Origin of the sequence: Rudanella lutea DSM 19387 (genome assembly GCF_000383955.1) — a bacterium.
Classification (GTDB): domain Bacteria; phylum Bacteroidota; class Bacteroidia; order Cytophagales; family Spirosomataceae; genus Rudanella; species Rudanella lutea.
In genome coordinates this window covers 5,529,794-5,551,541 of the sequence record NZ_KB913013.1, presented here as the reverse complement: position 1 = coordinate 5,551,541, position 21,748 = coordinate 5,529,794, and the positions used below count along the sequence as shown (strand labels likewise).

General features: G+C 54.9%; 18 protein-coding genes. 7 read left to right on the top strand and 11 right to left on the bottom strand.

Annotated features, from left to right (window positions below; genetic code table 11):
* The first annotated feature begins 115 nt into the window (after positions 1-115).
* From RUDLU_RS0122775 to RUDLU_RS0122760, 4 genes are all read left to right on the top strand, one after another.
* Positions 116-1,360, top strand: coding sequence for a PQQ-dependent sugar dehydrogenase (locus RUDLU_RS0122775; protein WP_019990750.1), 1,245 nt, complete (start codon positions 116-118; stop codon positions 1,358-1,360).
* Between the two features lie 290 nt (positions 1,361-1,650).
* Entirely contained in the window at positions 1,651-2,061 is a 411-nt protein-coding gene (locus RUDLU_RS0122770; RefSeq protein WP_019990749.1) for a response regulator, read from the top strand.
* A gap of 43 nt (positions 2,062-2,104) precedes the next feature.
* Positions 2,105-2,581 carry a methylated-DNA--[protein]-cysteine S-methyltransferase gene (locus RUDLU_RS0122765; RefSeq protein WP_019990748.1) on the top strand — a complete coding sequence of 159 codons (477 nt, stop codon included), beginning with the start codon at positions 2,105-2,107 and terminating at the stop codon, positions 2,579-2,581.
* Between the two features lie 188 nt (positions 2,582-2,769).
* A complete protein-coding gene (locus RUDLU_RS0122760) occupies positions 2,770-3,606 on the top strand; it encodes an alpha/beta fold hydrolase (RefSeq protein ID WP_019990747.1) in 837 nt (278 codons plus the stop codon).
* 7 nt (positions 3,607-3,613) lie between these two features.
* On the opposite strand, the gene RUDLU_RS0122755 is transcribed toward RUDLU_RS0122760, so the two are convergent.
* The 4 genes from RUDLU_RS0122755 to RUDLU_RS0122740 all read right to left on the bottom strand — a co-directional run bounded on the left by RUDLU_RS0122755 (position 3,614) and on the right by RUDLU_RS0122740 (position 10,839).
* On the bottom strand, positions 3,614-5,575 hold the full coding sequence (locus RUDLU_RS0122755) for a sialate O-acetylesterase (RefSeq protein ID WP_019990746.1): 1,962 nt from the start codon (positions 5,573-5,575) through the stop codon (positions 3,614-3,616).
* Between the two features lie 40 nt (positions 5,576-5,615).
* Complete coding sequence (locus tag RUDLU_RS0122750; RefSeq protein ID WP_019990745.1) at positions 5,616-6,944, bottom strand: hypothetical protein; 1,329 nt, start codon at positions 6,942-6,944, stop codon at positions 5,616-5,618.
* 177 nt (positions 6,945-7,121) lie between these two features.
* A complete protein-coding gene (glgB, locus tag RUDLU_RS0122745; protein ID WP_019990744.1) occupies positions 7,122-9,146 on the bottom strand; it encodes a 1,4-alpha-glucan branching protein GlgB in 2,025 nt (674 codons plus the stop codon).
* A gap of 208 nt (positions 9,147-9,354) precedes the next feature.
* Positions 9,355-10,839 (bottom strand): Gfo/Idh/MocA family protein, encoded by a 1,485-nt coding sequence (locus RUDLU_RS0122740; RefSeq protein ID WP_019990743.1) that lies wholly within the window; start codon positions 10,837-10,839, stop codon positions 9,355-9,357.
* A 126-nt stretch (positions 10,840-10,965) separates the two neighbouring features.
* Between RUDLU_RS0122740 and RUDLU_RS0122735 the strand changes: the two genes are divergently transcribed.
* Together RUDLU_RS0122735 and RUDLU_RS0122730 are read left to right on the top strand one after the other, a co-directional pair.
* Positions 10,966-12,078 carry a glycoside hydrolase family 88/105 protein gene (locus tag RUDLU_RS0122735; protein ID WP_019990742.1) on the top strand — a complete coding sequence of 371 codons (1,113 nt, stop codon included), beginning with the start codon at positions 10,966-10,968 and terminating at the stop codon, positions 12,076-12,078.
* A 52-nt stretch (positions 12,079-12,130) separates the two neighbouring features.
* Positions 12,131-13,099, top strand: coding sequence for a sugar phosphate isomerase/epimerase family protein (locus RUDLU_RS0122730; RefSeq protein WP_245581704.1), 969 nt, complete (start codon positions 12,131-12,133; stop codon positions 13,097-13,099).
* Between the two features lie 44 nt (positions 13,100-13,143).
* Here the strand turns inward: RUDLU_RS0122730 and RUDLU_RS0122725 are convergent, their stop codons facing one another.
* The 5 genes from RUDLU_RS0122725 to RUDLU_RS0122705 form a co-directional block, all read right to left on the bottom strand.
* Positions 13,144-13,500 carry a helix-turn-helix domain-containing protein gene (locus RUDLU_RS0122725; RefSeq protein WP_019990740.1) on the bottom strand — a complete coding sequence of 119 codons (357 nt, stop codon included), beginning with the start codon at positions 13,498-13,500 and terminating at the stop codon, positions 13,144-13,146.
* 11 nt (positions 13,501-13,511) lie between these two features.
* Complete coding sequence (locus RUDLU_RS0122720; RefSeq protein WP_019990739.1) at positions 13,512-13,808, bottom strand: type II toxin-antitoxin system HigB family toxin; 297 nt, start codon at positions 13,806-13,808, stop codon at positions 13,512-13,514.
* 40 nt (positions 13,809-13,848) lie between these two features.
* Entirely contained in the window at positions 13,849-15,195 is a 1,347-nt protein-coding gene (locus RUDLU_RS0122715) for a M24 family metallopeptidase (protein ID WP_027303313.1), read from the bottom strand.
* Positions 15,196-15,320: 125 nt separating this feature from the next.
* Complete coding sequence (locus RUDLU_RS0122710) at positions 15,321-16,166, bottom strand: SDR family NAD(P)-dependent oxidoreductase (RefSeq protein WP_019990737.1); 846 nt, start codon at positions 16,164-16,166, stop codon at positions 15,321-15,323.
* Positions 16,147-16,737 carry a Uma2 family endonuclease gene (locus RUDLU_RS0122705; protein ID WP_019990736.1) on the bottom strand — a complete coding sequence of 197 codons (591 nt, stop codon included), beginning with the start codon at positions 16,735-16,737 and terminating at the stop codon, positions 16,147-16,149. Before RUDLU_RS0122705 ends, RUDLU_RS0122710 begins: the two co-directional genes overlap by 20 nt.
* 135 nt (positions 16,738-16,872) lie before the next feature.
* Between RUDLU_RS0122705 and RUDLU_RS0122700 the strand changes: the two genes are divergently transcribed.
* Entirely contained in the window at positions 16,873-18,504 is a 1,632-nt protein-coding gene (locus tag RUDLU_RS0122700) for an ABC-F family ATP-binding cassette domain-containing protein (protein WP_027303312.1), read from the top strand.
* Between the two features lie 72 nt (positions 18,505-18,576).
* On the opposite strand, the gene RUDLU_RS0122695 is transcribed toward RUDLU_RS0122700, so the two are convergent.
* Positions 18,577-19,986, bottom strand: a complete 1,410-nt coding sequence (locus RUDLU_RS0122695) for a glucoamylase family protein (protein ID WP_019990734.1) — start codon at positions 19,984-19,986, stop codon at positions 18,577-18,579.
* 254 nt (positions 19,987-20,240) lie between these two features.
* Positions 20,241-21,740 (bottom strand): RagB/SusD family nutrient uptake outer membrane protein, encoded by a 1,500-nt coding sequence (locus tag RUDLU_RS0122690; RefSeq protein ID WP_019990733.1) that lies wholly within the window; start codon positions 21,738-21,740, stop codon positions 20,241-20,243.
* Between the last annotated feature and the right edge of the window lie 8 nt (positions 21,741-21,748).

Sequence of the window (21,748 nt, the reverse complement as noted above, 5' to 3'; positions counted from 1 at the left end):
TCCGTTGAACAGTAGGTTTTTGAGCAATAAGCGGCTTTCTGATGCTTTGTAAGTGGCAATGGCGTCACTTTTGCCTTACCCTGCCCGTAAAAATACGGAGAAGTCCAACAAAGTCATGATTTATAAAGCCATATCCACATTGTTTCTGTCACTGGCAGCCACAGCGGGCGTTTCGTCGCTGATTGCCACGGCCTGCGGTGGATCTGGGTCGTCCGAAGATTCCCAACCGACTCAGGCCGCAGTCGTTTCGACTCCAGCCCCCGCGGCCAAAGCCGCCCCCGTTGAGGCCGTCAATGCCTTTCCAAAACTTACCTTCGCGCAGCCAGTTGAATTTACCCACGCGGGCGACGGCTCCAACCGGGTGTTTGTGGTGGAACAGGAAGGCCGAATTCGCCAGTTCGATAACAACGCACGTGTAACAGCAGCCGATACGTACCTCGATATTAAAAACCGGGTAACATCGGGTGGCGAAATGGGCCTGCTGGGGCTTGCGTTTCATCCGCAGTTCGCCCAAAACGGCTATTTCTACGTCAACTATACCAAGAATAATCCGCGCGAAACGGTGATCAGTCGGTTCAAGGCAACCTCTGCCAAAGCCCCGTCTGTTGATCCGGCTACCGAAACCGTTTTGCTGAAGTTCAAGCAACCCTACTCGAATCACAACGGTGGCAAAGTGCTCTTTGGACCTGATGGGTACTTGTACATCGCCACCGGCGACGGTGGTAGCGGGGGCGATCCGCAAAACAACGGGCAAAACCGGCAGACGTATTTGGGCAAGATTCTACGCATCGACGTGAATGCCACCGACAAAGGCAATTATGGGATTCCGAAAGACAACCCGTTTGCCAGTGGGGCGGATAACACGCTCCCCGAAATTTATGCGTACGGGTTGCGTAACCCCTGGCGCATCAGTTTCGATGGACAGGGGCGGCTCTGGGCCGGCGACGTGGGCCAGAACAAAATCGAAGAGATCGATATTATCCGAAAGGGTGGCAACTACGGCTGGCGCATCAAAGAAGGCCAATCAACGTACAATCGGGAAGGCAATAGTACAGCTGCTGTGATTGATCCCATCTGGCAATATAACCACGACAATGGCGATGTGTCGGTAACCGGCGGGCAGGTGTATCGGGGTAAAGCGAATGAAGCCCTGTTTGGTAAGTACATTTATGCCGACTATGCCAGCGGACGGGTATGGGCACTCACGGCCGATGGAAGCCCTACAGGCGGCAAACCCACCAACCAGCTGCTAATAAACCGGGCGGGTACCATTTCGGCTTTTGGCGAAGATTCCAAAAACGAGTTGTACCTCTGCGACCATGCCGAAGGGCGCATTCTGAAACTCGCACCCGGCAAATGACCCGGCTTATTGGCTATTTTTACTCATAGGGCAAAAATGTAACCGATCCTGGTACATTCTACCGGTTCCGAATCGGTTTTCTCAAAGCGAGAGCCGTTGAGTAAGCCTTTCAGCAAAAATCAATTATCGGTTTCTACGCTGTATCGGGCGTAGCGTCTGCTCGAAATAGGCCGAGGTTATGAGTTACCGGTGGCATTTGAGAATCAATTTTAGGTAACTTTGTCTTATTCGAATTAGTTAGTAACTACCCGCTTTTGTCCCTGATTACTTATTAGTAATCCATTTCTGTGATGTCGAAACCCATTCGTTGTATTTTACTGGTTGATGATGATCCCGATGACAACTTTTTGCACCGGATGATTATTGAAGACTCAGGCTATTGCGATACCGTAAAAGTGGCCGAAACCGGGCATCAGGCCCTGCAATATCTGGTCGATACGTCGTCGACGGAGTACTGTAGCCCTGACGTTATTTTGCTGGATATCAACATGCCCGGCATGAATGGGTTTGAATTTCTGGAAGAGTACGAAAAACTTGACCCCGTGTACCATGCCAAAGTGGTACTGATGATGCTCACAACCTCGCTAAACCCCGACGATGAAAACCGGGCGCACCGGCATGGTGTGGTCAACGGGTATAAAAGCAAGCCATTGACCCGACAAATGCTTGACGATATTGTGAAAACACACTTCTCAGAGTAAATTTCTGCCGGACGCTTCACCCGCTTCCCCTCAATACGACGCCATGTTTAGTGCTGGATTCGATTCGCCCCTCGGCTGGGTAACGGTTTGGGGCGACGACCGCGGTATTGCCCGTATCACCTGCACCGAAGCCCCTACCGATGCGATTTCTGGCGTGCTTCCTGCCCCCGTTCGGGCGGGCGTTGATCAGTTGCAGGCTTATTTCGCCGGTAACCTTACGGCATTCGACCTGGTGCTGAATCCGGCCGGCACCGATTTTCAGCAACGCGTCTGGAAAGCCTTACTCGACGTCCCTTTTGGGCAAACCCGCTCGTACCTGAGCCTCAGCCGCACCCTTGGCGACGAGAAAGCCATTCGGGCGGTAGCGGCTGCGAATGGCAAAAATCCGCTCTGGATTGTGGTGCCCTGCCACCGCATCATTGGCTCCGACGGTAGCCTGACCGGGTACGCCGGTGGGCTATGGCGCAAGCAATGGTTGCTCAATCACGAGCAGAAAAGCGGCCAACTTTCGTTATTTTAAGGGCAACATAGTAGAGTTTGGCCTATTTTAATGCCCAACACCGATAGATAGCGCTTGGCCGTTTCTTTTGCCTCAAACGTTTTCAGGAGCCCTATTTACCGTACCAACAAGCGACACGTTCAATGAAGCCAATTGTCTGCTGCCTGCTTTTTCTACTTTGTCTGACAGGTTGTTTCCGACGTTTTAGCATGACCGAGCGCGAAATTCGGCAACATTACGCGGGCAAAACGGCACGCCCTACGTTTTACACGATCGAAGACGATAGTACCAAGCTCTTCGTAGCTACGCTCGGGGCCGATACCCTCCCTCCATTACTACTCATTCATGGAGCCCCCGGTAACTGGTACGGATACCTGCGCACCATGGACGACCCGTACCTACAACAACGGTTTCAGATGCTGGTGGTCGAACGGCCGGGGTACGGTAAGTCGCGGCAACGTCGCCCGGCCCGGCACCTCCGTACGCGTATGAGTATCGACTTTCAGGCGCGTAGCATTACCAAAGCCCTCTCGCTCAACCGATCAGGGCAACCTGCCATTGTCCTGGGCCGCTCATTCGGGGCTCCCATTGCCGTGCGGGTGGCTACACTGGTTCCCGAAAAAGTAGGGCACCTCTTTCTGATTTCGCCCGCCATTGACCCCGACCGCGAAAAGTTCTGGTGGTTTTCTAAATGGGGCCGCTTACCGTTCATTCAGGCTTTTCTGCCCCGATCGCTGAACTTAGCGACTTACGAAAAATACGCCCATGCCAACCAATTGCGGGGGCTACTCCCCTACTGGTCGAAGGTTCAGGCCCCAGTAACGGTGGTGCAGGGCGCGCAGGATTGGCTTATCGATCAGGGGAATCTGGCTTTTGCCAAGCGCATGCTCGCCAACAAAAAGGCTTGGTTTCACCTGCTGCCCAACGCGGGTCACCTGATTACCAATACCCACGCCGACCTGATGTGCGGGATGCTCGTAAGCACCGCCGACAGCCTGTACCAAAGCCGGTTACCACGCACGCTCTCGCAGGTGGGCGGTCAGTAACATTCGTCTACGGAGCAATTCTGATCTGACCGCCAGCCCCAAATTGTAACGTGCCAGCCACCGTTAACCGCCCAACCGTTACTAACTGACCCACTTCGACCCGGTGCCCCGCACTGATTCGGACCCGGTCGGCTACAGTAGGAACCCGCCCGCAGTTCCAGGTGGCCGCTTCTGAGAAGCCCCCCGTTTTCACACTAACCAACTCACCTACCGATGGGCAGGCAATCGTGGCCGAGGCTTCGGCGGTTGCTTCGGCCTGTGGGGTTACGGCCCGCAGCCGGTACTGGTAGGTAACGTTGTAATTGGTAGAGAGATCGGTAAACGATGTGGTGTTGGCAGGCACCTGCGCCACCGTCAGAAAGGTGGAATCAAATGGCCTTTTCCGTTCGAGAATATACGCTTGTTCGGCCGGATGGTCGGTCCAGGTAAGCTGAACAGCTGTACCCGAGACCACCGAAGCCACCAGCCCTGTGAGCGGAGATAGCGGAGCCGCAATGGGCACCTCCCAGAAACTAAACGCCCGCAAACCCCGGCGGTTTCGGATAAACGGCCCCGGAAACGCCCGGGCCAGTCCCGGCTGCGGTTGTCCATTACCATAGTTTGGCGGCAGATACGCCAGTTTTTGCTCGCTACGGGAGCCATCGAGGGTCAGAATCAGTTGATTCCCAACGGCCCGACCTGCTACCACACGCCCAGCCTGCTGATCAAGCCAGAGCCAGTCGCGAAGCCCGTGGGTAAGCGGGTTGCCGTAGTAGTCCTGCACGGTGGTATCGGCCGGCCAAACCATTTGCTGCCCTTCTTCAAACTGAATGGCCAGCTCACTTTGGGCGGCATTGGTGTAGTAGATCTTCTGCACATTCGGCGAGGTAATCTGGTCGGTGTCGGTCGATCCGTAAAAATCGCGAGCTACAAGCCGAAACACCTCAGCGCCGGTCTGCGCATACCCGGCGGCACTAAAATGAATACCGTCGTACCCAATAGTCCCTACTGTAGCGTGGGTTCGGATAGGCGCGTGCATATTCCCGACCCGGCGCTGGTAATCGCGAAAAACCGCCGTTGCCGCGTTGAACCCACCCAGCAAATGAATCTGAAAGAGATAAAACCGGCTGATCCCCGGCAAGTCGAGCTGCACATTGCTGTACAGTTCTTCAAATTTACTCGGCCAGATCGGCGCATTACCGCTTGTTTCGTTCTCGCCCTGCCGGAAAAAGTACGCTTTTATGCCCCCTTGTAGTCCACCTTTGTGCACCCTATACAGTAAGCGGCCGTGATTTGTGTTCAGGTCCATCGGATCGCCTGCATTCCGAACACTCAGGTATTCAATACCGGCACCACCTGCCGCTGCGTTGAGCACACAAACCGGAATCTGGTATTGTTCCACAATGCGCCGGGCCATTTCCATCCCCCACACCCCCGCCGATGTCGAGCGGGTGAGCCCACAGGTAGTCCAGAGGGTATCGGCGGGATTGTAGTTGCCCAGATTAAAATTCTCGCCATATACCCCAAGCGTGCGGATGTACTCATTCTGGTAACTGTATTCTTCAGCTGGCACATACGCCGACGCGTTGGACTGCCCGCCAATGATAAACACATCGCCAGCCACGATATGCTGGCGGTCGGCTACCAGCACCGAATCGGTTGCGTTGGCTCCGTACAGATAAACCTGCACCCGGTACTGAGCCAGTTCGGCGGGGATGGTTGCCGAAAACGAAAACGGAGCAGTACCGCCCGCATAGGTAAGCGTTTGCATCTGCCGCCCCTGCCACGTGTTGTTTCGGTAAACCTGCACGGCTACCCGGCTGTAGCCTGTCTGCATCACACGCCCGGCTACGGGCACACTCGCTACCGACTGCGCGTTGCGGGGGTAAAGCTGGTACGACTGGGGGAGTTTAGAAAACGTTACCAACTGAGCAGCAGCCGATAGGCTCGCCACTAATCCGAGTAGCAGAAACGGTAAAAATAGTCGCATGGGATGGGTTTATAAAAAAGGAATCTGGCCAGGGCAAACCTCACCGTTCGGGCACGTACCAGAACGGAATCGCGATCAACTCTTTCGGCTTATCAGACCCCCCGTTTACCAGTTGCACCCGCAGCATATTTTTTCCCGTTCGCATATTGGTAGGAACCAGAACCGTTTGAAAGCCTCGTTGCTGAACTTCGCCCAGCTGCGAAAAGAGCAAACCTGGCTGCTGATACAGCGAGTCGTTGACAGTTATCTGTATAAGACGATTTACCTCGCGGTTCCTCCAGACCGCCAGACGTTCGCGAACTTCCTGCCGCGACAGAGTATCCGACAAGATAGGAGCTTTGGCAACGCGCGTAAATAGGGTGTCGAGCGCCTTGGGGTAGGCAATAAACAAGCGGATGTAGGGTTCACGAATCACATCGGCCTGAATGGCAGCAACATCAACAAACCCAGTAACATCACGCTGATTGTCATAAACGTTCTTGTTGATAAACAGGCTGTCGACCCGGGCCGAGTACAAATGTCTACTGGTGAAGAAAGAAACGCGCGGGTTTGTACGGGCGGTGTCGTTTAAAAACTCGACGATGAACGCTACCATGAATATGCACATGGCTATGACCATGGTACGTACTACTGATTTTTGGGGTAGGTGGCTATAAAACGTATTGCTGATGTACGACGACGGTTTGTGAATTCCCATCATCAGGTACTGATTGAATTTCATGTATCGGTAGTGAATCTTTGTTCCGGTTGGGTGCTCCATTACCTTTTTGTTACTGAGAATCATACTCATAGCAACATAAACTACCATAATGACCGCCCCTCCTATCTTCACCATCTCCCACACAGGTTGGGGAAGCAGAGGGCGCAGTACGGAATACACCAACAGGGTTACCAGATACATCAACCCCAGAAAGATGAACAGAAAAACGAATTGGAAAGCCAGTGCAAAAATGATGTTGCATCGCCGGTCGAGTCGCAGGATATAATTATCGAGCGTCCCGAATTCGACCGCTAGTTTTGCTTTGGCAAACTGCGACATAAACGGCAACCGGTCGTAATTGATACCAGAAGGGTACACAGCCAGCAATCCCACCAGCCCGACCCAAAAAGCCCGCATCACAAAGTTGATCAGAAACGCCAGAAAGAGTACGTTACCCGTGGCTCTGATCATGCTGTAGGCTAACGAGGGCAGCAATCCCTGCATCCCTTCTGTTTGGGTTTTGAAATTGTACTGAAAATTGTCGAACAATACGTCGAGGAGCTCGGGGAGCTGCAGGATGGCAAACATGGCAACCCCGGATATGGCCAGTTCCATGTTCCAGCTTTGGGATGTAAGTTCCCGCAGCTTCTCCTGATCTTCGGCCGACATGGCCGATTGAGGATTGGTTACAGGTTGGGGCTGATCTCTGTCTGTTAGCTGTGGGGAGGTGTGTTGAGTAGCGTTGGGCGTCACGACGTTTGGAGTTAGAACTCCCCAAATTACATAAAAAGGCAAAACCCACCTGCTACGGTAGGTTTTGCCTTTTTATTTTCGTGATCAAGTCGTTCAGACGTTCGCTTTCAGAACGACAGCCCCCAAAGGCGGAATATTGATTTCGAGCGAATTGTCTTTACCATGCCAGGACACAGCCTGTGCCGTTAAGGCTTCGGTGTTGCCTACGCCACTGCCGTAAAAAGCCCGATCGTCGGAGTTGAACAACTCCACGTACGTGCCTGCTGCGGGCACACCAATCCGGTAGTTGGTCCGGGGAACCGGCGTCATGTTCAGCACCACCACCAGCACCTCGGCCGGATCGTTACCTTTACGGGCGTACGTCACAATGCTATTTTCCCGGTCCGTCGTGTCGATCCACTCAAATCCGTCTTCGGTAAACGTCCGGTCGAACAGGGCCGGTTCGGAGCGGTACAGGTTGTTGAGGGCTTTCACGCATTCGGCCATCCCTTTATGCGGAGCATGATCGAGCAGATGCCAGTCGAGGCTGGCATCAAATTTCCACTCGGCGGTTTGCCCAAACTCGCCCCCCATAAACAGAAGTTTGGTGCCTGAGTGGGTAAACATGTACGAAAACAACAGCCGCAGGTTGGCAAACCGCTGCCACTCATCGCCGGGCATTTTGTTCACGAGCGAATGCTTGCCGTACACGACTTCATCGTGCGAAAGGGGCAGCATAAAGTTCTCGGTAAACGCATACACCGTGCTGAACGTGAATTCGGACTGATGGAACTTGCGGTAACCGGGGTCGCGCTCAAAGTACCGGAGCGAGTCATTCATCCAGCCCATCATCCATTTCATACCAAAGCCCAGGCCACCGGCATACACCGGCCGCGATACGCCCGGAAAGGCTGTCGACTCCTCGGCAATGGTCTGTACATCCGGGAACTGCTCGTACACCGCCAGATTCAACTCTTTGAAGAGTGAGATGGCATCCAGGTTTTCGCGTCCGCCAAACATATTAGGCTCCCACTCGCCCGCATTCCGCGAGTAATCGAGGTACAGCATCGACGCCACGGCGTCGACGCGCAGGCCGTCGGCATGGAACCGATCGAGCCAGAACAGGGCGTTGGACAAGAGAAACGACCGAACCTCGTTGCGACCGTAATTGAAAATATACGATTTCCAGTCGGGGTGGTAGCCCTTGCGGGGGTCGGGGTGTTCGTACAGGTGCGACCCGTCGAACTCGTAAAGGCCGTGCGCATCGCCGGGGAAATGGCTGGGCACCCAATCGAGAAACACCCCGATTCCGGCCTGATGCAGTTTTTCGATCAGGGCCATGAAATCCTGCGGAGAGCCAAATCGGCTGCTCGGAGCATAATAGCCCGTAATCTGATAGCCCCACGAGGGCGCATAGGGGTACTGCATCACAGGCATAAATTCCACGTGCGTGAAGCCCATCTCCTGCACATACGGCACGAGGGCGTCGGCAATTTCGCCGTAACTCAGCTCCCGATCGGGGTTCGCCGGGTCACGACGCCAAGATGACAGATGCACTTCATATACTGAAATCGGCGCATTCAGTGCGTTTTTGGCCTTTCGGCTCTGCATCCACTCGCCGTCATTCCATTCGTAGTACGTATCCCACACGCGTGAGGCTGTGAGAGGGGGTACCTCCCAGAGGTGCGCGTAGGGGTCACCTTTTTCGAGTTCGCGGCCGCCTTCGTGCACAATAAAGTATTTGTACGTTTGGCCATTGCCGATATGCGGAATGAATACCTCCCAGATCCCCGACGAGTCCCAGCGTACATTCATGGGGTGGCTGCCTTTATCCCAGCCGTTGAAGTCCCCAATCACGGCTACGTACCGGGCCGAAGGAGCCCAAACGGCAAAGTAGGTGCCTACCACACCGTTGTGCTCCACTACGTGCGAGCCAAATTTCTCGTACAGACGGGTGTGCTTGCCTTCGCGGAAAAGGTGTATGTCAAAATCAGTGAAGCGGGAGTACGGTCCGCTGGGGGCCGCAATGTCGGCAGAGTCGGGTTGTGGACTGGCGGGAGTCGGTTCGGGAGCCGTTTTCTTTTTTGAAGAAGCCTTTACGGGCCCGGTCGGTTCCGAAGCAGGAGTGCGTTTTGCCATAGGTCAATTGACAGTCAGTCTGATCCCGGCATGCAGGGCCGGGATTGAAGTCCGAAAGTTAACAAAAAATGAATGGGGCCATCGCCCGATACAGAAAAGGGACAGCGGGCAAGGTGCCAACTGTCCCTCTAAAGTACGTACTACGGGCTGGGGCCGATTGTTCGTTTTTAGGCCAATACCTGACCCTACGCCCCACCCCGACGCTTGCTTATCGTTTAGCTACCGGCTTTTTAGCGGCTGCCTTAGGGCTGGGTGCGCCGGGCCGGGCCACACTAGGTCGGGCAGCCGGGGCCGATGGGTTTTTCTGGGTCATCGTCACGGGGTCCCAGTGTACTACTTTCTGCTCAAAATAGCTTTCGTTGCAGGCCAATACGGGGGCCGCGGCCCGGAAGCCAAATACAGGGTCTTCGATGGTTCCCTGACTACCGGCCCGCACGTTTTTGAAGAAATCGGCAAAATGCTGGGCGTGGGCATCGTCACCTTTGGGCGAGTCGAACCGCACCTCTTTGGCAGGCTCGGCCTTGCGGGTTTCGGGCGGGTACTGGGCGTCGTACTGACGGACAAACTCCTGCTGCACCGGTTCGGTAAACGTGAAGAAACTGTCGTAATTCCCATAACCGGGGGCAATGGGTAGTTTTTTCTTGGTCAGGATCAGGTTGTTCTCCGAAAATTCGATCTGCCCTTCGTTACCAATAATCCGGGTCACGTTCTGAATTTTACCGGCATTGGCAAAGTTGACCCGAAGCACCATCTGGAATGCCTCGTGCGCGTCGGTTTTGGGGTAATCCATCACACTCGTCATCACGTCGGGCACGTCGCGGCCATCTTTCCAGAACGCCAGATTCCCCGATGAGTAAATGCGCGTAGGCCCAAGCGAATTGGTCACAAAATGAACGCCCGTGATAAGGTGCACAAACAGATCACCCGCTACACCGGTCCCGTAGTCGCGGTAATTGCGCCACCGGAAAAACCGCTTTGCATCGAACGCCCGCTTCGGAGCATCACCCAAAAACCGATCCCAGTCGAGGGTTTGGGTTGAGGCATCGGGTGGGACCGAGTAGTTCCAGGCCCCAATGGCATTGAACCGGTCGTTGTTGGATTCGATGTAGTTGATCGCCCCGATTTCGCCCGCCTGCACCAGTCGTTTGGCTTCCTGAAACGCGGCACTACTAATCCGCTGACTACCCACCTGCATAGTCTTACCCGACTTTTTCCAGGCGTCAATCACGGCCTTGCCTTCATTAATGTGGTGCACCATCGGCTTTTCACAATACACGTTTTTGCCCGCTTTGAGAGCGGCAATCGTGATATGGTCGTGCCAGTGATCGGGCGTCACAACGAGCACGGCATCCACGTCTGACCGGGTCAGAATTTCGCGGTAGTCGCGCGTGGTAAACAGGTCGCGGTCTTTGGCAAAGGCCGTTTTGGCGTGTTCGAGTCGGCCGTCGTACAAATCGGCCACGGCTACCAGCTCTACATCGGGGTTACGCAGGGCGGCCATGGTGTCGTAATTACCCTGAATTCCCATACCGATGGTGGCAATCCGGATTTTGTCGTTCGGACTCACTTTTTTCAGATTGGGAATATAGGCGGGGGCACCGGAGCGGGCCATCACGCTCGACACAGTGCCCGAAGCTGCCAGCGCCGAGGCTGCGGTCAGTTTCTGCAAAAAGGTACGCCGGGAAGATGTCATCGTTATAAACGCGTTTGTGGCTAAAAGCGCGAAAATGAGTGTACATACCCGTCGGGCTTCACGGCTCCTGACCGGGTAAATCAGGGAGGTCATATTGCTTTGCATCACAACTGTTTTCCATTTTTTATGAAGTCCCTTTATCGACCAATAGCAGGCCTGCTGGCTAGTCTGATCACCCTGGTTTCGCCGACCGTTTCGGCCCAAACCGCCACGCCCAATGTGTTCGACCGAGCGTACATCCACGATGTCATGATTCGGGCTACCGACTGGCAACTAGCCCACCCCAAACACAAACTCACCGACTGGACCAACGGGGCATTTTATGCCGGGGTCTGGGCGGCCTACGAAACCACCAAATCGCCCAAAATTCTGGATTCGCTCATGGCTATGGGCGAGCGCAATGGCTGGCAACCCGGCCGCCGGTTCGACCATGCCGACGACATTGCCATTTGCCAGACGTACATCAACCTATACCGGCTCAAGAAAGATAAGCGCATGATTCAGGCCACGATCGACACTGTGCAGAAACTGCGGCAGGTGCCGGGCCCCGAGGTGCGTAAGCATGGTATTACGTGGTGGTGGTGCGATGCGTTGTTTATGGCCCCGCCCGTGTTGGCTCAGTTGAGCAATGAACTGAAAGATCCGTCGCTACTCACGTTCAACGACTCGTTGTTTCGGCAGACCTACAAGCTCCTCTACAACGCTGAAGAGCATCTGTACGCCCGCGATGCGTCGTACCTGATTGCAGCCGATGGCACGGGTAAGCGCGAAGCCAACGGGCAGAAGATTTTCTGGTCACGGGGCAACGGCTGGGTAATGGGCGGCCTCGTCAAACTACTTACCGAACTACCCCGGAAGCATCCAAGCCGGGCGTTTTATCTGGAACAGTACAAGCAAATGAGCGAGCGCCTGCTGGGGCTGCAACAGCCCGATGGCCTGTGGCGGTCGAGCCTGCTCGATCCGGCAGCCTACCCCGGTGGTGAGGCTTCGGGATCGGGTTTCGACTGCTACGCGTTGGCGTGGGGGATCAATCAGGGCATTTTGCCGAAAAAACAATACCTGCCCGCCGTTCGGAAAGCCTGGGTAGCGCTCAATGCGTTGGTTTCGCCCGAAGGCCGGGTGGGCTGGGTGCAACCCATCGGGGCCGACCCACGCCGGAATTTCAGCGCCGATAGCTGGGAGGTGTACGGCACGGGGGCCTTTCTGCTGGCTGGCTCGGAGGTGGTCAAGCTGAAGTAGGAGGCCTTTTTTCAAGTATCTTTTCTGAAGAGATGTCATCTTTTCCAACGAGATGACATCTCTTCAGAACACAAATCCCCAAACACCCATGCCTTCGGTATCGCGTCGTCGTTTTTTACAGGCTTCGGCCGTGTTGGCAGGTGGAGCTATACTCCCGCGCGCATTCGCCCATAGCCGTAAATCTAAGGCCCTTCGGTTGGGAGGCCCAATCTTTCTAAAGTCCGATGACCCGGACGAGCTCGCCCGCGAACACCGGCGGTTGCAGTACAGCGCGGCTTACGTTCCCAAAGTCGACCTGAACGACTCGGCTCGAATCCGGGCAATTGAGAAAGCCTTTGCGGCCCAAAACGTGGTGATTGCCGAGGTGGGTGCCTGGGTAAATATGCTCGATACTGACCCCGAAAAGCGCCGAAAAAACCTTGCCTACGTGACCGAACGGCTCGCGTTGGCGGAGGCCGTGGGGGCACTCACCTGTGTTGATATTGCGGGCTCGTTTAACCCCACCGACTGGGCCGGCCCCGACGCCCGCAATCTGTCGGACGAGTTTTTTGAGGCTACCGTCGAAAATTGCCGGAAGGTGATCGACGCGGTGAAGCCTAAACGCACCCGGTTTGCTCTCGAAATGATGGGCTGGAGCCTGCCCGACAGTGCAGACTCCTACCTGAAATTCATCAAAGCAATCAACCGACCGGCTTTCGGGGCCCATATCGACATAGCCAACATCGTGAACACACCGGGGCGGTACTACCAGAATACCGCGCTGATTAACGAGACCTTCCGGAAGTTGGGCCGCTGGATTGTGTCGGCCCATGCGAAAGATATTGTGGGCAAGGATGGCCACTTTGCCGAAACTGCGCCCGGCCGGGGTGGTTTGGATTACACGGCCTACCTCCGCAACGTGACCGCTCTCCCGCAGGCCGTGCCGCTTATGCTTGAGCACCTCAGCACGCCCGAAGCCTATGATGAAGCCCGGCAGTTTATGATCCGCAAAGCCAACGAGCTTCAGATTCCGCTGGGGTAGCCGGATTGCTCAACAGCTAACTTTGTAGAACGCACGTACCTCACTCAAGCGAGCAATACGGTTGCGGGTATCCCTAATTCTTTGTGAAAGAAACGCGCCATTTCCAGCGTGAGCGGTTTACGGCGATTCAGCACAGCCGAGACATAGCTCTTACTACCCAGCCGGCCAACAAAGTCTTTGTTTCTTATCCCTCTTTCATTCATTTTCAGACGAATGGCCTCTATAGGGTCAGGTACCGGAATAGGATAGTGTTCGTCTTCGTACGCTTTAATGAGAAGCAAAGCAACTTCCACAGCATCGCCCTCGGGGGTTCCCGGCGTAGGCTTACGATCAAATTGTTCATCAATCCAAACCATAAAAGCATCATACTCCTGCTCGTTTCGTATCGGCTTAAGGGTCATTATTTCGTGAATTAAACAGTTTCTATGTCTATCTTGTCATACTCCGCGTGCGTACCAAACCATTTAATTTGGATTGCTTTGTAATCAACCACAACCCGCACAACAAGCCGGTATTTGTTGCCCATGATGTTGAAAACAACTCGATCATCTGCAACAATACTCGCATTACCATACACCGCTTTTAACTGGTTAAAGTTGGCAAAGTCCTGCTCCTGCCACTCAGCATACCACTGTTTTAGCGCATTTGCTGCCGCCGGATACAACTGACAATACGCCAATAATGTACGCCGTGCTATGATGTTGAACATAGTCCCGCTTTAAAAAAGTTCACCTATAGTAAACTCCTCCTTACTTCACGTAACCCAGCGTGCGCGGAATCGTGTAGATTTCGGTTTGCCGACCGTCGATGTACCGGAACGATTTACCGTCGAAAGCACCGTCTTCTTCCAGCATAATCCGAATTGTTTTTTTCCATTCGGGCACGTCGACAGCGGCATTCAACTCGATTGAGTAGGCAGTGTTGGGAAACAATGGGTAATCGCCGGAGCCGGGTACACCTTTCTGCTGATCCCACAGACCAATGGTTGGGCCGGCCGCATGACCATGACTCCCAATCGGGTGGGTGTAAATAGTACCCCGAATCCCTTCTTTCCCGGCCTGCTCCAGGGCTTCGCGCAGAATCTGATTGCCCGATTTTCCACTCTGAAACCGCTCGGTCAGGATATCCTGAAGGCGGTTACCCTGCCGGAAAGCCTCCCGAATAGCCGCCGGAACCTCGGTTTCGCCGGGGCGCAGCACGTAGGCGTGCTGTTGCTGATCGGTGTTCAGACGGAGGTACGTGATGCCAAAGTCAACGTGCAGTAAATCGCCGGGCATAATCACTTCGCCGGAGGGCCGCTTGGCAAACGTACGTAGGTGATCAAACTTGGCGTCGTCGGCCCGCTGAATATCCACGGTCGGGTGAAACCACGTATCGAGGCCCAGCTCGGTAACCCGTTGCCGATACCACCACACCACGTCGTCGGTGGTAGTAATCCCCGGCTGAATCACCTTTTCCGATAGTCCCTCCTGCACAATTTGATGCGACAACCGGCAGATGAGCGGATACACGGCCATTTCTTTTTCGGTGCGGGTTTCGAGCCAACCCACGGCCAGCCGCTCAGCTGATACAATCCGCTTTTGCAGATCGGCGGGTAGCTTGGCCGTAAATTCCTTCTGCTCCGTAAACGTCAGGCCGTCGGCATGGGCGTAATGTTCGGAGAAGTTCAGGCCAATTTTTTTGGGATTTCGTTTCTGAATAATGTCGACCAACGCATCCCACTGATTGGGTCGCACGTCGATATCCCATTCGCCTTTGAGCAGATTTCCCACATCGTAACGGGCGATAGCGAGACGCTCCACGGCTTTTCCATTGTCAAAGAACACCATGATCGTCCGCCGACGGGCCGACAGCCAATTGGCGGGCAGCATGGTTTTAAGCACCGGGTCTTCGTTGTACTCGCGGGAAATAATCACCCACATATCGATACCCTCCCGGCGCATCAGCTGTGGCAGCAGATTGGTAAATCGGTCTTCGAGCACCTCATCGACAAACCGGGCCCGGTCGCGTTCGGGCAGAATGGTGGTGGGCGTTTGAGCAAACGTAACGGCAGCACAAAAGAGGAGGCTGCAAACCAATAAAACGTGTCTGGTCATGGTTGTTTCTGAAGGGGTGGGCAACGTAAGGCATCCACAATCCCAAAAATGAGTCAGGCTAGGCATATCTCCTACGCCCAGGGACCGGTTTTTCGGGAAACAAAACGGATTGCTCTAACCGATTGCTAAAGCGTAAACGATTTTTCCAGCTGCCGCTTAAACAGGCGGGTGTATGATTTGGGCAGTAAGCGGGTCAGCCAGTCGATAAGCCGCCCATCGGGCCCAATCACGATGCGGGTATTGCCCTGTTGTACGCCCGCCCAGATCTGTCGGGCCGCTTCGTCGGGTGAGGTACGGGCCATCTGTTTGAAACTCGTAGTGGTTTGTGCATGCATGGCGTCGGTCACGTAACCACTCGCTCCCCGCCGGGCCGCCCGGGCAATGTTGGTGTCGATACCGCCCGGATGCACGCAACTGACACCCACACCGGTGCCCATCAGCTCCATGCGCAGGGTCTCGGTGAAGCCCCGAACCCCAAACTTGGCCGTGCAATAGGCCGATTGCCCCTGTATGCCCGCAAAGCCAAACACACTCGACAGGTTGACAAGGTGACTCCCTCCCCCACCCGACCGGCTCTGCTCGAGCATGTAGGGCAAAAAGGCGCGCGTCATCCGAATCACGCCGAACAGATTAATGCTCAACAGCCAATCGAACTCCTCGGCCGATGTTTCGGAAAACGGCCCACTGTTGAGCGCCACGCCCGCATTGTTGACCAGGATGAGCGGGCGCCCGGCCAATGTCGGGATCACCCGACCGGCAAAAGCGGTGATGGCCTCGGCATCGGCCACGTCGAGCCGGTGCCGAATCAGACCACCACCCGCCAGTTGGTCTGTCTCGGTCAGGCCTGCCTCGTTCACATCGGTAGCGATCACCTGCCCCCCAAGTTGGGCAGCCTGAATCGCCAGAGAACGGCCAATGCCCGATGCGGCCCCGGTAATCAGGATTATGGAGTTAGTCAGCGAAGACTTCATTGAGGTCTATCTTAAGGTCAGGGAAAATATGGGGACTTACTATTTCGTCGGAAAAAAGGGGAGGTTGCGCCTGAAACTTTCCATCCTGAAGTGTGTAAACGAGTACGTTGTCATAAGCAGGTTGTACGATCCAGTATTCTCTGACACCTGCTTCCTCGTAAGCTTCAAACTTCTCTTTCATTTCTTTCCTCGTATTGCCTTTAGAAAGAACTTCAATAACCCAGTCCGGTGCTCCCTTGCACCCTGCGGTATCCAACTTTGTCGGGTCACAGATAACGCATAAATCCGGTTGCGTCACGGTGGCAATTTCCTCGTTTGTTACCTTGTGTTTCCGAGGTAAGCGTACATCAAAAGGTGCCTGATAAACCCGACATGGCTTTCCACGCAAGTACATCCATGTGTTGCCGTGCAAATCACTGACAATTTTTTGATGCCGACGATTTGGGGCCGACATTTTCCGAATGTACCCCCAAATCAACTCAACTCGCTCCGAAAACTGCCAGGTCAGGTAATCGGCATAGGTGTACTGCTTGTTAGGGTCAAGTTGGTCAAGACTGGTGATTGCGGCCATGTCTGTAATTGCTGGTTTATGGTCAAAAATACAAAAAAACGGGTCATTTCGGCGGTCCCCCCCGTACAGGTATTCGGCTCCAAACAACCTGTAAACGGCTAAAATTCCGTATCTTTGCGGTTCAATTCAGCAATCATGGTCAATGTATCCAACGTCTCGCTGCGCTATGGCAAGCGAGTTTTGTTCGACGATGTTAATATCAAGTTTACACCGGGCAACTGCTACGGGGTAATCGGGGCCAATGGCGCCGGCAAGTCAACGTTTTTGAAAATCCTTTCGGGCGAAATTGAGCCCCAAACCGGCTCGGTATCGATCCCGACCGGGCAGCGTATGTCGGTGCTCAAGCAGAACCAGTCGGCTTATGATGAGTTTCCGGTATTGCAAACCGTAATCATGGGCAACCAGCGCCTGTACGACATTACGCAGGAGAAAGATGCCCTCTACGCCAAAACCGACTTTACCGATGCCGACGGTGAGCGGGCCGCCGAGCTGGAGGCCGAATTTGCCGAAATGAACGGCTGGGATGCCGAGTCGGATGCAGCAACCCTGCTCTCGGGCCTGGGCATTAAAGAAGATATGCACTACGCCCAGATGACCGACCTCAACGGTTCGGAAAAGGTGCGGGTGCTGTTGGCGCAGGCCTTGTTTGGTAACCCCGACATTCTGCTGCTCGACGAACCGACCAACAACCTCGACGTTGAATCGAGTATCTGGCTCGAAAATTACCTTGCCAACTTCAAGAATACCGTAATCGTGGTTTCGCACGACCGTCACTTCCTCGATCAAGTGTGTACGCACATCGTGGACATTGACTTCTCGAAGGTGAAGATGTACGCGGGCAACTACTCGTTCTGGTACGAATCGAGCCAATTGGCACTCCGTCAGCGGCAGGATCAGAACAAGAAAATTGAAGACAAGCGCAAAGAACTGGAAGAGTTTATCCGGCGCTTCTCGGCCAATGCATCCAAGTCGAAGCAGGCAACCAGCCGCGCCAAGCTGCTCGAAAAACTCACGATTGATGATATTGCTCCATCGTCGCGGAAATATCCGTATATCAACTTCAAGCCCGACCGCGAAGTTGGCGACCAGATTCTGACCGTCGAAAACCTTTCGTACACGGCCGAAGACGGCACTAAGCTGTTCGAAAACCTGTCGTTTACGGTTGGGCGGAACGACAAGATTTTCCTCTACAGCCGCGATGGTCTGGCCGTTACCGCCCTGATGGACATTCTGGCGGGTGAGCGTAAAGCCGATTCGGGAACATTCCGCTGGGGTGTGACGATCACGATGGCGTATTTCCCCAATGATGCCGGCCGTGAATCCTTTTTCCAGAACGACCTGAATCTGGTTGACTGGCTACGGCAATATTCGGAAGAAAAGGACGAAAGCTTTATCCGGGGTTTTCTGGGTCGGATGCTGTTTTCGGGCGAAGAGTCGCTGAAGAAATCGTCGGTACTGTCGGGGGGCGAAAAAGTCCGGTGTATGCTGTCGAAAATGATGCTGTCGGGGGCCAACGTTGTGATGCTCGACGAGCCGACCAACCACCTCGACCTCGAATCGATCGAAGCCGAGAACCGGGGTCTGATCGAGTTCAAAGGGCCGGTGCTGTTCAGCTCGCACGATCACCAGTTTGTGCAGACCATCGCCAATCGGATCATTGAGATCACCCCGAACGGTGTGCTCGATAAGCTGATGACTTACGACGAGTTCATCTCCGACGCCCGCGTAAAACAGCAACGTGAGGAGCTGTACGGCGCTGCGGTGTAAAACCATTAAAGCAAACGAAAAAGCGTCTGGTTGATAGTCCAACCAGACGCTTTTTCGTTTACAGGACTGCTCTTACTGCCCCAGCCAGCCGCCCGTGAAGCCTGCTTTCACAAGTCCCCGCCGGATGTGCGGATTTTTCTGCATCAGTTTCCAGATAAAGCCCGAACGCAGGTTTTCGGCCATGAGCAAAATTGGCCCCTGATCGATGCCGAGGTAGTCGATATCAAACCAGCCCTGTGCAGTAGACCCATTGGCCGACAACGCCCGGTACCGGTATGTCGGGTTAAAGGCGTCGCGGAAACCGTACGGGCCGTACAGCTTTGCACCATAGCGGGTTTTCATTGCCCGGAGGGCAGGCAGGCAAATTTCGGGGGCAAAGGCCATCGACCCACCCGCAGCCGTAGGGGCAATGGTGCCATCGTCCACAATCTGTGTGCTGGCGGCTCCCCGCGCCCGGTACGAGAAAAACTGCCTGCCGTTTACAAGCGTGTCCTTCGGGCCGTCGCACGCAGTAAGCCCCCAAATGGTGGAGCTGTAGTCCTGCCAGCGGCCGGGGTTAGCCATGCAATAGGCGCGATTGGCGTAAGTTGCCCGGCGCGAATTCTCGAAGTAGTCGATACCCCGCCCCCGCATGTACTCGTCTTTGATGCCCCGAAAATCGATCCAGACGTGCGAATACTGATGCCCAAACAAGGGGTCGAAGTTGACGTGTGGCTGGTCGTAGAACGTAGCCCAGGGGTACGAGTGGGTCCAGGCTTGCCATACGCCCGGCTCTAGCGGGTGCGTAGGCGACCCCAGCGCCAGCACATACAACAACATGGCTTCGTTGTAGCCCCGCCAGTCGCTTTTGATAAACCCTGACTCCGGGTGCCAGCCCATCGACACAAACTTGTCTTTGTTCAAAAACCAAGTCCAGTCGGCGCGGCCGTAGATCAGATCGGCCAACTGACGTATTTCTGTTTCGGCGGGTGTGTTTCCGTCGAAATAGGTTTGCGCACTCAGAATCCCGCCCAACAGCAGCGCCGTGTCGATAGTCGACAATTCGACCTGTTTGAAGCGGGTGCCGGTTTTCATATCCAGAAAATGGTAGAAAAATCCTTTGTAACCAGCCACCCCGGCAGCCTGCTCAGCCTGAGGTGCGTTGGCAAAGAAACGGAGCGTTTGCAGGGTTCGCTCGGCCGCCTGCACCCGCGTGATGTACCCCCGCTCCACGCCCACAAGGTACGAAGTCAGACCAAAGCCCACGGCGGCAATACTGGCAAATGAGTTGGTCGGGGCGCGGTCGGGCACGAGGCCGTTTTGGGGGTTAGTGGTCTCCCAGAAGTACCGAAACGTGTCGCGTTGCAGACTATCCAGAAACGTCGCATCGCTCCCCGACAGGCTAAACGCCGGTGTGGTCGGGGCCACCGTTTGCGGTCGAGACTGGCAGCGCGCCAACTGAACACAGCCGCTGAGGAGCAATAAAATAAGGAGTTGCTTCATGAAATAAAGGGGGAGTTGAGCTAGCCGTCAGCCGAGCATAAACTACAGAGATGACATTTCTCCAAACGAAATGTCATCTCTGTCAGCTAACAAGTTGAGCAAAATCTGGCTGTCTGACAATTTTTGTGGAGATTCGGTATCCTTGTAGCTCTGGCCTGTCGGCCCTCCGGCCGACCCGTCGGACCGCACAGACCAGAACTACACAATTTTCACATAATCTGACAAACAACCCAAAACCATGAACCAAAAACCCCTTAATACCCCGGATTTTGGGTTAGTTGCCCCCCGCTGAGCTGAATCTGCGGCTGTGGGATCGGGAACAGCTCGTGCTTACCAGCCACAAAGTTTTTACCCAGTGCCCGGTACACCTCGGCGGCCCGCCCCTGACGTACCAAATCGAAGTAACGGTCATGTTCAAAGGCCAGCTCGACCCGGCGTTCGCGCCAGATAGCCTGCCGGAGGTTAGTCTGAACTGTAGTGGTCAGGTCGGGCAAAACGCCCGTAGCTCCACCCCGTGCCCGCGCCCGAACCCGGTTGAGCGCGGTCAGGGCCTTGGCCGACTGCCCCAGCTCATTGGCGGCTTCGGCATTCATCAGCAGCAATTCGGCATACCGCAGCACCCGCACGTTTTTACCCGTTTCCCAGGTGTTTCCGTTGTTCGTTTCACGGGTGAAGCTCACGTATGCTTTGTAGTTATACCGTGGGTTTTCGGCGTTGGGGCTCACCACCCGGCCGTCCCATAGGGTCGTTCCTCGCTCGATGATGGTGCCTGTCCGGCGTGTATCGCCTGTTTCGTAGGCTTTGAAAAGGTCTTCAGAGGGGGTGTTGAAACCCCAGCCCCAGCCGTTTTCGCCCCGCGCCCCCTGCGACTCAAAGTACCCCTGTACCCCCTTGTTGGGCGTTACGCCCCGGCCCTGAATCTCAAAAATCGACTCAACACCGTTCTCCGACGACTCACGCCAGAGTTCGCCATAGTTTGGCAAGAGCGAGTACTGCCCGGAGGCAATCACCTCGTCGGTAAGCCGGAGCACCACATCCCATTTTTTCTGGTACATCGACACCTTAGCCAGCAACGTTTTGGCTGCTCCTTTCGACGCCCGACCCAAATCGGCCGCGTTGTACTGCGATTTTTCGGGCAGGTTGGCAATAGCCGTGTTCAGATCGGTCTCGATTTGGGCGTACACCTGAGCAGCTGTGGCCCGCACGCGCCCATTCTGAATATCGCTTTGACTGGTTGGATCGGCGACTTTGGTAATCAGCGGTACCCCCCCAAACGCACGCACCAGATTGAAGTAGAAGTACGCCCGCAGAAAACTGGCTTCGCCAATGAGCCGGTTTTTGAGCGTATCGTTGATGCTCAACGCGGGCAGGTTGTCCAGCGCCTGATTGGCGCGGGCGATGGCCTCATAATGCCCACCCCACACCTCGTTGAACGAAATGCTCGACGGGGTAAACGTGAAGTTATCGAGCTGATCCTTATCAGTGCCAGTATCGCCGGGCGAGCTTCCCTTATCAGCATCGTCGGAGGCAATGCTTGTGATGCCATTCCACGAGAACGAGTGGAAGTTCCAGTCGACCATTTTGGCATACACCGCATTGACCAGACTCGTAGCCGCGTCGGCATTGCTCGAAAAGAAATCCGTGGGTGTTTGCTGACCCTGCGGGGGTACGTCGAGAAACGACTGCGAACACCCACCCGCAACCAGAAGACCGCCAACACCGGCGTAGGTTAGAATTTTTTGAAGCGTTTTCATCTGCGTTG

What these genes read in the sequence shown, in the direction of transcription:
- RUDLU_RS0122775 (WP_019990750.1), top strand. Translation starts at nt 116, where the DNA reads ATGATTTATAAAGCCATATCCACATTGTTTCTGTCACTGGCAGCCACA.
- RUDLU_RS0122770 (WP_019990749.1), top strand. Translation starts at nt 1,651, where the DNA reads ATGTCGAAACCCATTCGTTGTATTTTACTGGTTGATGATGATCCCGAT.
- RUDLU_RS0122765 (WP_019990748.1), top strand. Translation starts at nt 2,105, where the DNA reads ATGTTTAGTGCTGGATTCGATTCGCCCCTCGGCTGGGTAACGGTTTGG.
- RUDLU_RS0122760 (WP_019990747.1), top strand. Translation starts at nt 2,770, where the DNA reads ATGACCGAGCGCGAAATTCGGCAACATTACGCGGGCAAAACGGCACGC.
- RUDLU_RS0122755 (WP_019990746.1), bottom strand. Translation starts at nt 5,575, where the DNA reads ATGCGACTATTTTTACCGTTTCTGCTACTCGGATTAGTGGCGAGCCTA.
- RUDLU_RS0122750 (WP_019990745.1), bottom strand. Translation starts at nt 6,944, where the DNA reads ATGTCGGCCGAAGATCAGGAGAAGCTGCGGGAACTTACATCCCAAAGC.
- glgB (WP_019990744.1), bottom strand. Translation starts at nt 9,146, where the DNA reads ATGGCAAAACGCACTCCTGCTTCGGAACCGACCGGGCCCGTAAAGGCT.
- RUDLU_RS0122740 (WP_019990743.1), bottom strand. Translation starts at nt 10,839, where the DNA reads ATGACATCTTCCCGGCGTACCTTTTTGCAGAAACTGACCGCAGCCTCG.
- RUDLU_RS0122735 (WP_019990742.1), top strand. Translation starts at nt 10,966, where the DNA reads ATGAAGTCCCTTTATCGACCAATAGCAGGCCTGCTGGCTAGTCTGATC.
- RUDLU_RS0122730 (WP_245581704.1), top strand. Translation starts at nt 12,131, where the DNA reads ATGACATCTCTTCAGAACACAAATCCCCAAACACCCATGCCTTCGGTA.
- RUDLU_RS0122725 (WP_019990740.1), bottom strand. Translation starts at nt 13,500, where the DNA reads ATGACCCTTAAGCCGATACGAAACGAGCAGGAGTATGATGCTTTTATG.
- RUDLU_RS0122720 (WP_019990739.1), bottom strand. Translation starts at nt 13,808, where the DNA reads ATGTTCAACATCATAGCACGGCGTACATTATTGGCGTATTGTCAGTTG.
- RUDLU_RS0122715 (WP_027303313.1), bottom strand. Translation starts at nt 15,195, where the DNA reads ATGACCAGACACGTTTTATTGGTTTGCAGCCTCCTCTTTTGTGCTGCC.
- RUDLU_RS0122710 (WP_019990737.1), bottom strand. Translation starts at nt 16,166, where the DNA reads ATGAAGTCTTCGCTGACTAACTCCATAATCCTGATTACCGGGGCCGCA.
- RUDLU_RS0122705 (WP_019990736.1), bottom strand. Translation starts at nt 16,737, where the DNA reads ATGGCCGCAATCACCAGTCTTGACCAACTTGACCCTAACAAGCAGTAC.
- RUDLU_RS0122700 (WP_027303312.1), top strand. Translation starts at nt 16,873, where the DNA reads ATGGTCAATGTATCCAACGTCTCGCTGCGCTATGGCAAGCGAGTTTTG.
- RUDLU_RS0122695 (WP_019990734.1), bottom strand. Translation starts at nt 19,986, where the DNA reads ATGAAGCAACTCCTTATTTTATTGCTCCTCAGCGGCTGTGTTCAGTTG.
- RUDLU_RS0122690 (WP_019990733.1), bottom strand. Translation starts at nt 21,740, where the DNA reads ATGAAAACGCTTCAAAAAATTCTAACCTACGCCGGTGTTGGCGGTCTT.